14 protein-coding genes are annotated in these 12,458 nt (G+C 51.7%); 9 read left to right on the top strand and 5 right to left on the bottom strand.

What is annotated here, in order from left to right; all coding sequences use genetic code 11:
• The 3 genes from DY231_RS12320 to DY231_RS12310 all read right to left on the bottom strand — a co-directional run bounded on the left by DY231_RS12320 (position 1) and on the right by DY231_RS12310 (position 2,788).
• Complete coding sequence (locus tag DY231_RS12320) at positions 1–1,005, bottom strand: FecCD family ABC transporter permease (RefSeq protein WP_115628630.1); 1,005 nt, start codon at positions 1,003–1,005, stop codon at positions 1–3.
• Entirely contained in the window at positions 1,005–1,961 is a 957-nt protein-coding gene (locus DY231_RS12315) for an ABC transporter substrate-binding protein (protein ID WP_502305910.1), read from the bottom strand. Before DY231_RS12315 ends, DY231_RS12320 begins: the two co-directional genes overlap by 1 nt.
• A gap of 113 nt (positions 1,962–2,074) precedes the next feature.
• Positions 2,075–2,788, bottom strand: a complete 714-nt coding sequence (locus tag DY231_RS12310) for an ABC transporter ATP-binding protein (protein ID WP_256682663.1) — start codon at positions 2,786–2,788, stop codon at positions 2,075–2,077.
• Positions 2,789–3,017: 229 nt separating this feature from the next.
• Between DY231_RS12310 and DY231_RS12305 the strand changes: the two genes are divergently transcribed.
• The 3 genes from DY231_RS12305 to DY231_RS12295 are packed head-to-tail and all read left to right on the top strand — an operon-like array spanning position 3,018 to position 5,813.
• Positions 3,018–4,073 (top strand): ABC transporter substrate-binding protein, encoded by a 1,056-nt coding sequence (locus tag DY231_RS12305; protein WP_115628623.1) that lies wholly within the window; start codon positions 3,018–3,020, stop codon positions 4,071–4,073.
• Positions 4,060–5,064: a FecCD family ABC transporter permease gene (locus tag DY231_RS12300; RefSeq protein ID WP_115628621.1), complete on the top strand. Its 1,005-nt coding sequence runs from the start codon at positions 4,060–4,062 to the stop codon at positions 5,062–5,064. The genes DY231_RS12305 and DY231_RS12300 overlap by 14 nt, the downstream gene beginning before the upstream one ends.
• Entirely contained in the window at positions 5,061–5,813 is a 753-nt protein-coding gene (locus DY231_RS12295) for an ABC transporter ATP-binding protein (protein WP_115628620.1), read from the top strand. The genes DY231_RS12300 and DY231_RS12295 overlap by 4 nt, the downstream gene beginning before the upstream one ends.
• Here DY231_RS12295 and DY231_RS12290 read toward each other — a convergent pair.
• Complete coding sequence (locus tag DY231_RS12290) at positions 5,797–6,522, bottom strand: substrate-binding domain-containing protein (protein WP_115628618.1); 726 nt, start codon at positions 6,520–6,522, stop codon at positions 5,797–5,799. The two genes, DY231_RS12295 and DY231_RS12290, sit on opposite strands and share 17 nt — an antisense overlap.
• 194 nt (positions 6,523–6,716) lie before the next feature.
• Here DY231_RS12290 and DY231_RS12285 point away from each other — a divergent pair, with 194 nt between their 5' ends.
• Together DY231_RS12285 and DY231_RS12280 are read left to right on the top strand one after the other, a co-directional pair.
• A complete protein-coding gene (locus DY231_RS12285; RefSeq protein ID WP_115628616.1) occupies positions 6,717–7,307 on the top strand; it encodes a lipid-binding SYLF domain-containing protein in 591 nt (196 codons plus the stop codon).
• A gap of 216 nt (positions 7,308–7,523) precedes the next feature.
• On the top strand, positions 7,524–8,690 hold the full coding sequence (locus DY231_RS12280) for a methyl-accepting chemotaxis protein (RefSeq protein ID WP_115628614.1): 1,167 nt from the start codon (positions 7,524–7,526) through the stop codon (positions 8,688–8,690).
• A gap of 82 nt (positions 8,691–8,772) precedes the next feature.
• Here DY231_RS12280 and DY231_RS12275 read toward each other — a convergent pair whose 3' ends face one another.
• Entirely contained in the window at positions 8,773–10,380 is a 1,608-nt protein-coding gene (locus tag DY231_RS12275) for an ABC-F family ATP-binding cassette domain-containing protein (RefSeq protein ID WP_115628612.1), read from the bottom strand.
• Positions 10,381–10,580: 200 nt separating this feature from the next.
• Here DY231_RS12275 and DY231_RS12270 point away from each other — a divergent pair, with 200 nt between their 5' ends.
• The 4 genes from DY231_RS12270 (at position 10,581) to DY231_RS25225 (ending at position 12,383) form a co-directional block, all read left to right on the top strand.
• The gene (locus DY231_RS12270; RefSeq protein ID WP_034495352.1) at positions 10,581–11,036 is read left to right on the top strand and encodes an NUDIX hydrolase; all 456 of its coding nucleotides are present in this window, start codon (positions 10,581–10,583) and stop codon (positions 11,034–11,036) included.
• Between the two features lie 10 nt (positions 11,037–11,046).
• Complete coding sequence (locus tag DY231_RS12265) at positions 11,047–11,409, top strand: VOC family protein (protein ID WP_115628611.1); 363 nt, start codon at positions 11,047–11,049, stop codon at positions 11,407–11,409.
• Between the two features lie 6 nt (positions 11,410–11,415).
• Positions 11,416–12,132, top strand: a complete 717-nt coding sequence (locus DY231_RS12260) for a GNAT family N-acetyltransferase (RefSeq protein WP_115628610.1) — start codon at positions 11,416–11,418, stop codon at positions 12,130–12,132.
• An 86-nt stretch (positions 12,133–12,218) separates the two neighbouring features.
• On the top strand, positions 12,219–12,383 hold the full coding sequence (locus tag DY231_RS25225) for a YnfU family zinc-binding protein (protein ID WP_172588689.1): 165 nt from the start codon (positions 12,219–12,221) through the stop codon (positions 12,381–12,383).
• Positions 12,384–12,458: the final 75 nt, after the last annotated feature.

Here is a 12,458-nt window from a genome sequence, read left to right as displayed (position 1 = left end):
CTAACCGGTGCGGCGCAGCAAAATGACCAGCACAAACACACCGCCAACACCCGCCGTTATAATCCCTATCGGCAATTCCTGAGGGGCGGTGAGGGTTCGGCTAAGAATGTCGCCTGCGGAAAGCAGTATTGCGCCGAGAACGCCCACCAACGGTAACAGCCGCCTGTGGCGCACGCCGGTAAATGGCCGCGCCAGATGTGGCACCATCAAGCCGACAAAACCAATCACTCCGGTCAGAGAAACCAAAATTGCGGTCGCCATCGAACAACAGATAAACACTTCGGTTCTTAAGCGACTGACATTAATGCCCAGTGACCAGGCCGTTTGCTCACCCGCCAGTAAGGCATCCAGGGCGCGGCTGCGCCTCGAAATCAGCACGATAAGGATGACTAGCGCGGCGGCAGCAAATCCCAGGTTCTCCCAACGAGCAAGACCTAAACCTCCCAGCGCCCAAAACAGGGCATTGCTGGCTGCACGCTGGTCGCCGGAAAAGATCAGGAAGTTGGTTAAGGCACCAAATAAAAATGACACCGCCAGCCCGCAAATAATCAGCTTTTCCGTGCCTTTATGTGATTGAGACATAAAGATGACTATCACCGCTGCGGCCGATAACATGCCCCCGACAAAAGCGGCAATGGGTAGCGTCCAGGCACCGAGGCTGTCGCCCAGGCGGGTTATCACCAGCACCACGCCCGCTGACGCGCCAGAGGACAGGCCAAATAAAAAGGGGTCGGCAAGATCGTTACGCGTCGTGGTTTGCAGCAGTGCGCCGACGAGCGCCAGCCCAGCCCCGGCAATGATGCCGAGCAAAGTGCGTGGCAAACGTAGCTCCAGCACAATGCTTTTGGTCATCTCGTTGATATCGCCGTGTGCCAGACCCAGTGCCGTTAAAACGTCGGTAAACGAGAGCGGCACGCTACCTGTCGCGACGCTGGTAAGAATCAGCCCCAGCAGCAGAAGCGGGGCCACAATCCATGCCAGCAGGTAGCGTTTATTGCCGAACATTAATTAAATGCAGCCGGATAGAGCGCCCGGGCAAGTTTGTTAATGGCGGTAATGTTGGCGGGACCTGGGGTCAATTCCTGGTATTTCAATTTGAGATAACGATGATGAAGCACCGCAGGCGTTTTTTTCATCAACGGATGCTGCTCCAGGAAGCGCCGTAGTCCATCTGCGCCACCGTTATAATCAGACTGATAATCCATCAGAATAATGAATTCCGGTTCCGTGGCGGCGACACTTTCCCAGTTGGTGGTCGCCCAGCTTTTATTCAGGGTATCCATCACATTTTTGCCACCCGCCGCTTCGATAATCGCCGTGGGCATGGCGTAAGCACCGCTGGTAAAGGGTTTGTCTTCGCCAGAGTCATAAAGGAAAACGCGTACGGGTTTAAGCCCTGCGGTTTTTGCTCGTGTGGTGGCCACCTGTTTTTTCCAGCTATTCACCAGTTTTACCGCGTCTTCTTCTTTGCCGAATACTTTGCCCAAACGCACCATATCTCCATACAGCAGGTCCATGCTGGCACGGGGGCGATGGCTATCAACATGAATGCAACTTTCAGTCAGGATCAGCGTTTTGATATTGAATTTTGCCAGCGCCTGAGGCGTGACATCGCCCCGTAAACCGTAGTTCCAGCCTGCAAAAAACAGATCGGGTTTCACGGCCAGCAGCGTTTCCATCGAAGGATATTTAGGCGCAATTTCAGGGATGGAACCCTGTAGACGGTTAAATGCCGGAATATCTTTGTACCAGCCGGTAATTCCGCTGACGCCCACCATGCGGGGTTGCAAGTGCAAGTCGAATGCCATTTCAGACATGTTGATATCATGAACCACCATGCGCTTTGGCGCTTCGGTGAAGGTCATTGATTGCCCGCAGTTATCAATAGTGACGGGGAAACCGGAGGCCATAGCCGGGCTGGACATCACGGCCAGTAACGCCGGGATTGCTAATTTGTTCACATATACTCCTGATTCATGAGGCATTACACCTCACTTAACAGCCGGAATAATTCCAGCCGCTGCACCATACAGGAATTGATGCAGTGAATAGGTCTACTGAGATCAAACTATGATTAATTAATTTCGCCAGGCAGGGCTTCGAAGATGCGCAGGGTTTTACCACTCAACGGATGCGTGACGTGCAGACTTTGCATGCCGAAAACCTGTTCCAGCCACGATGAGTCCAGAACTTGTGCAGGCGTTCCGCTGCACACCAGTTCCCCCTGATTCATCATCAGAACCCGGTCGGAGAAGGGCTGAATCAATTCCAGGTCGTGCAACACGGCAACGGTGGTCATGTTTTTGTGTTTGATGAGGCTGAGTAACTGATGCCGGGCCAGCGGGTCGAGGTGGTTCGTCGGCTCATCGAGCAATAACAATGCGGGCTGCTGGGCTAAAACGCGTGCAAACCCCGCGCGCTGGCGCTCACCGCCGGATAATTTCCCTAAAGAAACATGCTGTAAATGCGCGATACCGACATCGTTAATCGCATCGGTAATCACTTTTTCATGTTCACCATTCGAGTATTCAGCCTGCCAGGGAATGCGCCCCAGGGCCACATATTCACTGACCGTAAGACGCAGATCGGCGTTGTCATGCTGAGTCAGAAGTGCCACGGAGCGAGCGCGTTCCAACGGCTTCATAGACTTGAGCGTCTTACCCTGAATCACAATCTCACCGCCTGCGGGTTGCAGTTCGCTGATGATCAGCCGTAACACGGTGGATTTCCCGCTTCCGTTCGGTCCGATGATCGACACAAACTCTCCGGCATTAATATCGAAAGACACCGCATTAACCTGCGGAGTTTTACCGGAAAAAAAGTGTGTAAGGTGACGAACTGAGAGTAAGGATTCAGGCTGTGGCGATTTCATCGGGCATGTCATTTACTAAAAATTTGGCAGGTAGCATAACAGCCATGTTGCCTTGGGCAAGTCAAAAGCCGCGATAATCAGTTGCCAGACAGTTCGTTATATAATTTAATATACATCGAATTTTCTTCTTATCCAGATGGCACTTATGTTAACTCTTCGTCATATCGCGCTGGTTTGTGCCAGTGCGTTCTTCGCATCCTCTGCTCACGCCGACCGCATGATTACCGACCAGCTTGGCCGCCAGGTCACGATCCCCGATCACGTCAATAAGGTGGTGGTGCTCCAGCATCAGACGCTGAATCTATTGGTGCAACTTGATGCACAAAAAAATATCGCGGGCGTGATGACCAGTTGGAAAAAGCAGCTCGGCCCTGAGTTTGCCCGCTTTATGCCGTCGATTACCTCGTTGCCAACGCCTGGCGACCTGACCGAGGTGAATATAGAAAGCCTGCTGGCGATCCACCCGCAGGTGGTGTTCGTCGCCAACTACGCGCCTGAGGCGATGATTGAGCAGATTCAGAACGCGGGCATTCCGGTCGTGGCAGTTTCGCTCAGAAAAGATGCGGGCGGTCAGCAAGACAAAATGAACCCGACGATGGGTGATGAAGAGCAGGCGTACAACGAAGGCTTGAAACAGGGGATTCGTTTAATCGCTGATGTGGTGGAGCGTAAAACGCAAGGCGAGGAGCTGATCAAATATACCTTTGACGCTCGCGCTAAATTTAATGCGCCAGTAGCCAACATTCCCGATGCCAAAAAAGTCCGCGTTTATATGGCGAACCCGAATTTGATGACTTACGGTTCTGGCAAATATACCGGCCTGATGATGAAGCACGCCGGGGCGCAAAACGTGGCAGCCGCGAGTGTGAAGGGCGCGCGTCAGGTTTCCCTTGAGCAGGTGTTGCAGTGGGATCCGCAGGTTATTTTTGTGCAGGATCGCTACCCGGAAGTGGTATCTGAAATCGAGAACGATCCGAACTGGCAGGGCATTGATGCGGTGAAAAATCATCGTGTCTGGTTGATGCCGGAATATGCGAAAGCCTGGGGTTATCCTATGCCGGAAGCGCTGGCAATCGGTGAGTTGTGGATGGCGAAAAAACTCTATCCCGATGCCTATAAAAACGTCGATGTGGATGCCCAGGCGCAGGATTATTATCAGCGTTTTTACCGCGTGAACTGGCAGACCAATGCAAAGCAGTAAGGCTTTTATTACCCGGCAGCTGGCACTGGTTATCGCTGTGCTGGCGCTGGGCGTCGGCTCGCTGAGTCTCGGCCATTATCCCTTGCCGCTGAGTGAAGTTTTCCACCAGCTAACCCATTACTCGCCATCTTCGGGTATCGCGGGTCAGGTGATTTGGTCAGTACGTTTGCCGCGTATTTTAATGGCGCTACTGGCGGGCGGCGCTTTGGGTTTGTGCGGCGCAACACTTCAGGGCGTGTTTCACAACCCGCTGGTTGATCCGCATATTATCGGCGTAACTTCCGGTTCTGCCTTTGGCGGCACACTGGCGATTTTGCTCAGTCTCGACCCATTGCTGATGATGGGTTCAACGTTCTTTTTTGGGCTGAGCGCGTTGATTCTGGTGTACGCCATCGCGGCATTGCAAGGGCGAGAAAATGCGCTGGTGCTGATTCTCTCCGGCATCATTCTGAGCGGTTTTTTTGCCGCGCTGGTGAGCCTGATTCAATACCAGGCCGACACCGAAGAGGTTTTGCCCAACATTGTGTTCTGGCTGTTGGGCAGTTTTGCTACCGCAAACTGGCACAAAGTCTGGATGCTGGCGATCCCGGTCAGTATTGCTGCCGCAATTTTGTTCCAGTTGCGCTGGCGCATCAATCTGTTATCCCTGAGCGATAAAGACGCAAGAGCGCAGGGCGTTTCGGTCGTGGCATTGCGGCGTTGTGTGCTGTTTTGTTGTGCTTTGCTGGTGGCAGCGCAAGTTGCGGTGAGTGGCAGTATTGCCTGGGTTGGCCTGGTGATCCCTCATCTGGCGCGGCTTTTGGTGGGCGTTGACCACAGGCGCTTGCTGCCCACGGCTTTTTTGCTGGGCGGTGGCTTTATGATTCTCGTCGATGATATCGCCCGCACGCTGATGCAGGCCGAAATCCCCATCGGGATCATTACGGCGCTGGTGGGGGCGCCGCTGTTTACCGTTCTGTTAATTCACGCCAGCCGCCGGGGACGCCGATGAAAAACGGGGAATTGCGCGTTCAGCAATTGTTATACGGCCATGATTCAGCGCTATTTGAAGCAATGGATTTTCACTGCCAGCGTGGACACGTTTGGGCGGTGCTCGGGCGCAACGGGCTGGGGAAAAGCACGCTGCTCGATACGCTTACCGGTTTCCTGAAACCGCTGGGCGGGAGTATCGAACAGCAGGGCGGTGTCGGCATCGTGGCCCAGCATTCGCACCTGCCGTTCCCATATCGGGTGAGCGATGTGGTGCTGATGGGACGCGCTCAACATGTGAGGCTTTTTTCACAGCCGGGGCGTAAAGATAAACAGGCGGTAATTGATGTGCTGGAACAGTTAAATATCGCGCATCTGGCCGCCTGCACGTTTAGCTCGCTTTCCGGCGGCCAGCAGCAACTGGTGATGATCGCCCGCGCGTTAGTGACCGCCAGTCAAACGCTGTTGCTGGATGAACCCTGCGCGGCTCTGGATTTAGCCAATCAACAAGTGGTGTTACAGCTCATCAGCGATTTGGCGCACCGCCAGCAGCGCGGCATTATTTTCACCACTCACGACCCGGTTCATGCATTACAGGTCGCAACCCATACGCTGCTACTTTTGCCGGAAGGTAAATGGCTGGCCGGAGCGACCGATACCATCGTAACTGAAGAAAATATGCATCAGGCGTATGGATTAGCGTTGCGTAAATTCAGGGTGGAGAATTACGCCACCCCGTTTATTGCGCCGCTTTTTATGATTGAGAAGTGACAGTTAAAAAGCCCGCAGCCGTCAAAAACGCTTGCCCTTCAGGGCTAAGAATAAAACTGACCAGCATGTGGACTTCGCGTGTGCTGTCGAGCACCGCCAACTGGTATTCACACAAGATATTGTGATCATCCGCAAGTGTGATGCAGCGAATATCCGTTTGCCCGGACAGCGCTTTGGCGTAATGAGCGTAGCCGATGAACACATCCGCAAATCCCTGGCGCAGGATCCACGCGCTGGCAAGTTCACCCGCCGGAATATGCAGCGTGTCGCGACCGCCCACCAGGGGAATCGCGCGTTCACGCAGTTGTTGCCCTAAGCCGGTTTTATACCGCTCAAGCTTATCGAATAGCGCCCAGGTGTAATCACCAGAAGGGTCGCAACCTGGAGTGGAAGTCCCGATACGTAATGTGGGGTCACACAATAACGTCAGCCAGTCTCCCGTTTTTTGCGTCGTTAAAGCCAGTTGATTCCAGCTAAAGGTGTGGGTTTCACACGCTTTGCCGCTTGCCAGCAAATGCTGCGGGTGCTCACGGTTAGCGGAGGCGAAAAGGGCGCAGGGTTCGCCTGCTTCAATGCGCTCTCGCAGCAGGCCCGCCGGACCATACTGAACCGCCACTTCAATGCCGGTTAGTTCCGTAAATCGCGCCAGCAGCGGCGTGAAAGCCAGTCGTAAACTGCCTGCGGCAAATAAGTGTAATGGAGACATGATTAATTGTGTTCCTTAGATTACAAGCTCTCTAAAATCCAACCCTATTTTATGCAAAATTAAACAATTTAGATTCAGAACTCGCACAAAAAAATAATAGTTTGCCTGCTCATTCCATTAACATTCGCGCTCTTTTTGGCAGCTTTACCCGCTACGCGCTTAAGGTTTGCCGATTGTCTTTTTGTTTTAGGGTACACATGAATTATAAAAAACTGATCCTTATTGCTGTTTTGGCGATGGCCGGTTGTAGTGCGAAAGGGGATACCGCGAGTCAGCAACGAAATAGTATCCAACATATGCGCATTGATACGTTATCGAAACTGTATAAGATTCATCCCGAAGCGCGAAGTGAAATTCTGAACTCAAAAGGGTATGCCGTTTTCTCCAATAACAGCAGCAAGATTTTTGTCTTCGGATTTGGCAGTGGCTACGGCGTGGTAAAAGACCTCAAAACGGGCAAAGACACCTACATGAAAATGGCTCAGGCCGGTGCCGGGGTGGGTATCGGCGTGAAACAATTGCGCACTGTACTAGTGTTCAATGACAGCAAAGCGCTGAGCGATTTCGTTAAGAATGGCTATATCGTGGGGGCAGATGCGAATGCCGCCGCTAAATATGACGATAAAGGATTGCCAGCCGTTGGCGCATCAGCCAGCGCCGTAGCGCCGGGTACTATCTCGGCTCCAAAACCTGTCGATGTTTATGAGATTACCGAAAAAGGCCTTGCAGCCCAGGCGATGGTCAACGGCTATAAATACTGGCCTGATGATGCGCTGAACGGTAAATAAAAGAGCAACGGTAAACGGTGGATGACGCTGACGCTTATCCACCCAACAAACCCATTTATTACCCGCCAGCCTTGAACAGGCGACAAGTAAAGAAGTGTAAAAGACTCCTTCATTTACTTATGTCAGGAGATAGCTTCAATTTGTATTCCGGACTGGATTTTCCCTGAATACCCGCAATAAATAAAGGTACCAACAAAATAGTCTCCAGAGTAAAACATGCTTAACAATTACAGCGTCAGAACCGTTATCATTGTTTTTACAGCAGCCTCTCTGGTCATGATGGATGTCATGGCGTATTTATTATCAGCAAATATGAATTTTTACCTCATGCTGAATGGGATCGGCATCGTATTACTTTTAACGCTTTGGTTTTACATGACGCGATATCTGGTGAAACCGATTAATGAAGTAAAAAGAAATATTGATGAAATCAACTCCGGGAATTTATCAATATCTATCCGTGAATTTGGTAATAACTGTGCAGGTAAATTAATCCCCGGTATAAACAGCCTCGCTCGAGAAATTTCCAGTCTGGTGATGGATATTAGAAAGTCTTCTAATTCGGCCAGCGTATTATCCGCCACGCTTGCTAATCAGAGTGCCGAACTATCAGTAAAAACAGAGCAGCAATCCGCCATGTTGATCCAAACCGCATCAAGCATGGAAGAAATTTCGGCTGGGACGAAAAGTAACGCCGAAAACACCCGTCAATTAAATACCATTACCAGCGAGGCTCATCAGTCCGCAGGCCATGGCAGCGAACTGATGCAGAAGCTGACCGAGAACATGGTATCGATTACCCATTGCTCGAAGAAAATGACGGAAATCATCAGCATCATCGACGGCATTGCCTTTCAGACCAATATTTTAGCCTTGAATGCCGCTGTTGAAGCCGCCAGAGCAGGCGAGCACGGTAAAGGATTTGCGGTGGTCGCCGGTGAGGTCAGGGTGCTGGCGCAAAAAAGCTCAGAATCGGCGAAAAACATTAAATCGCTGATTGAAACGACCAATACCAATGTTTTGCAGGGGGCGAAACTGGTTTCTGAAGCTGAAAAAAATATGCAGGCCATCGTATCGGGGTCAGAAGATCTTAATGTTTTGATGGAGCATATTTTCTTATCAACAAACGAGCAGGAAAAAGGGATTCAGCAAATTACGATTGCCTTGTCCGAGCTGGAAAAGGTCACGCTGAGTAATGCCGCGGTCGTTGATGAACTCGCTGAATCCTCCGACGTGCTTAAAAATCAGGTTGTCGAATTGCAAAACAGAACCAGCAATTTGCGTTTGAGTGACGAGCAAAATGTCGCGGCGGCGGTAATTGCACAACCGGTGCCAAAGAAATTAAGTAAAAATGCACCAGAAGGACACTGGCAGACATTTTAACTTGTAGGTCGGATAAGCGCAGCGTCATCCGACACCTCTGGCACAAAGGGTGGATGACGCTCATCCACCTCACAAAACCCATTTATTCAAGACACCAACTCCCTTCAGTCAGTGATAAACGCTCGGTTAAATTCAGATTCTTCAGGAACACCTCATCGTGTGAAACCACAACCATTGCCCCCTGGTAGTGGCATAACATGGTTTCGAGTGCCTGAATTGACGGTAAGTCCAGGTGATTGCCAGGCTCATCAAGCAAAAGTAATTGCGGCGTGGGATCGGCATACAGCACACAAGCTAGCGCGGCTTTCAGGCGTTCGCCGCCGCTCAGTGATCCGCTGGGCGCCTGGATTTTATCTGCGTCCAGGCCAATCTGCGCCAGCCGCATACGTAAATCGGCTTCCCCTGATGTGCGATTAGCTTCCAGCATTTGCTCAAGAACCGTGCGCTGTGGGTCAAGGGTGGCGAGGTGTTGATCAAGCCAGACATTCTGCTCAACAACCTGACACTCTCCGGCTAACGGTTGGAGTTTTCCCGCCAGAACTTTCAATAAGGTGGATTTCCCACAGCCATTATTCCCGACGACACCAACGCGTTGCTGGGCGGTTAACGTCAGATTCAACGGCGTAACAAAGTTTGCCACGAAGGGAAGTTGGACATCCTTAAGTTGGCAAATCTGGCGACGCGAGGGCGAACTCACTGCCAGCGAATGCACGACGATGGCGGCGTTTTCCTCCACCTGGCTTGCCGCTTCGCGTACCCGTTGGTCGAGAGTCGAGAGCGTGGCGGCATGCTGCTGGTGCAATTTACCCGCTGACGCTTCACTTCGTTGCTTCTGCCCGCCGAGTAAAATTTTAGCCTGATTGGCTTCGCGTCCCTGGCGGTTTCCTCGCGCCTGCCGTTTTTCGTGGCGTTCTTTTTGCTCGCGAAGGGCTTTTTGTTCGCGCTGACGCTCGCGTTTGCGTAATTCATACTGTTGCAGCGTGGCTTGTGTTTCCTGCGCTTTGAGCTGTGCATAGAGCGAATAGTTACCGCCATAGCTGCTCAATCCTTGTGATGATAGCTCCACAATTCGCGACAGGGATTGCAGTAAATCCCGATCATGGCTGACGACCACTAATCCTCCGGGCCAGCGCTGTAACTGCGCAGTGAGTGCCTGTCGGGCGGCGCGGTCGAGGTGGTTGCTGGGTTCATCAAGAATCAAAAAATCGGCTTCGGAAAGCCATGCGCCAATCAGCGAAACGCGCATAGATTCACCGCCGCTTAACCGTTGGGCGGGCGTTGATGCTTCCAGGTATCCCAGGCCGCAGCGCTCCAGTTCATGTTGTAGCTGCTGACGGATATCCCAACGGTTGCCGACAGTATCAAAATCCAGGGGAGATACGCTGCCCATTTCGATACGTTCCAGCGCAGCAATAATATTCCCGACACCCGCCAGTTCAGCGACGGTTTTGTCTGCCCAGGTGGTAACTTGTTGCGCCAGGTAATACACCGAGCCGGAACGGATACAGCGCCCGGACGACGGAGAGGTTTTGCCCGCCAGAATTTGTGCAAGCACACTTTTCCCCACGCCATTGCGCCCGACCAGGCCAGTGTGTCGCGAGTCGAAACTTTCGTTAAGTTGAGTGAACAGCGGTGTGCCGTCAGGTAAGGTAAAACCAACGCTTTCCAGCGCGATATAAATATTCGTCATAGGTACTCCACAGATGCCAGAAACTGACCCGCAAATGCGGGGCAAGAACATTGGCCGTCACGGTGACGGCAGCATCAATAGCGCATTGGACGAATACCTATAGAGAAGAAATGAAGTGAGCTATTTTAATTCAGGGAGCGATAAAGTAAAGAATCGGATTTTTTTTGAGCAGAATCGCCTCGTCAGACAGGAGAATAAAATTGAGAAAGCGACCCGCAGCCAGATTGTTGATTATTGACGAAGCAGGGCGACTATTACTGTTCAGATACACCCATAAGGATGATGCGCTGGCAGGCAAGTCTTATTGGGCCACGCCGGGTGGCGGAGTTGAAGCAGGTGAATCCTTCGAGCAAGCTGCCATCAGGGAGCTACAGGAAGAAACTGGCATTGTTTGCCAGGATATGGGGGAGTCTGTCGCGCGCAGAGATTTCATCATGAAGCTACCCAGCGGGGAAATCGTTCAGGCGCAGGAGCGGTATTACGTGGTGCGCTCGGGCAGTCATGCGATAAATACCCAGTGCTGGAGCCATAATGAAGTTAAAATTATCAGCGACCATCACTGGTGGAGTGCGGATGAGTTACGCGCGACTTCTGATTTGGTTTACCCGCACAATCTGACTGAAATGATCGAAACAGCGTTTAAAAGCCATCAATAAGGAGAACTTTATGAGCGCAGAATTTAAAGGTGGGATTGATATTGCCATCAAAGTTCCATCCCATCAGTTTCAACAGACACTCGATTTTTACCGCAATGTTCTCGGGCTTCCTGAGATTACCGATAAACCGCCTGCCACCGGGTTCGAACTTGGCCCGAACCGCTTGTGGATAGATGAAGCGCCTGCATTAAGCCAGGCTGAAGTCTGGCTCGAACTGTTTACCCCGGATTTCAAGCAGGCTGAAAAACATATTGCTGATTCTGGCGTTGTTCGCTGTGATGCGGTCGAGCCGCTACCAGAGGGTTTTAAAGGAGGATGGGTGATGAGTCCATGCAATATCGTTCATATGCTGCGCGAACCTGAGGCCTGGTGAGATTTCATGTCGAATACCAATAAATACGGTCAGCAAGTGGGTTTTTCATTGCCTGACTGGCAACCGGTGGCATTCCCGGAGCGCTGCCTGAAAAAGGGGCTGCATTGTCAGCTCGAGCCGCTTGAAGTCAGCCATTGCGAAGCGCTGTTCGAGGCGTTTTCGCAGGCGAAAGATGACCGGGACTGGACCTGGTTGGGTGCAGAAAAGCCCGCGAGCCTGCAAGAAATGATGAACTGGATCGCGCATAAAATTGAAGACAGTCAACTGGTGGCGTGGGCGGTGACAGATGTAAAAAACTCCCGGGCGGTTGGCGTGGTCTGCTTTAACAATATTGATACGGTTAACGGCGCGCTGGAAATAGGGCATGTTACCTGGTCGCCGCTGATGCAAAGAACTGTTCTGGGCACTGAGGCGATTTACCTGCTGCTAAAATATGCTTTTTCTCTGGGTTACAGGCGCGTGGTGTGGCGCTGTGATTCTCTGAATGTGGCGTCACGCTATGCGGCTGAACGCGTGGGGTTCACCTTTGAAGGGCGGTTCCGCCAGGCGATGACCCGCAAGCAGCGTAACCGCGATACGGACTGGTTGTCTGTTATTGACGGCGAATGGCAAGTGATTGAAAAAGCGCTGGCGCAATGGCTTTCGCCGGATAATTTCACCGGGAACGGCGCGCAAAAACGCAAACTTGAAACCTTTTTCAAAGACTCCAGCCTGGCTCGCTAGTCTATTGAAACTGACCAACCGATAACTGTGCGTTATTTATTCAGGGCGTGATACGATGAACCTCATTCATTGAAAGGTAAATCATCATGTCCTTCTTAGATTCCGCAATGAAACGCTTCAAAAATGCCGCTAACGGCTCCGTCACATGTCCGATCTGCGGCAACAAATCCCAGTTTGCCGCCAGCAAAATCCGTCAGGGACAAACGTTGCTCTGCCCGAAATGCAAATCACTCTTCGTCGTTCCGCGCTGATTACCCTTTTTGGCACGCCTGACGAAAATCCCGCAAGAATAAAACGAACAAGTTTTAACCTATACTTTGAAGAAT

The sequence above is a fragment of the Buttiauxella agrestis genome (assembly GCF_900446255.1).
Classification (GTDB): Bacteria; Pseudomonadota; Gammaproteobacteria; order Enterobacterales; family Enterobacteriaceae; genus Buttiauxella; species Buttiauxella agrestis.
This window is presented reverse-complemented; position numbering and strand designations above follow the sequence as displayed.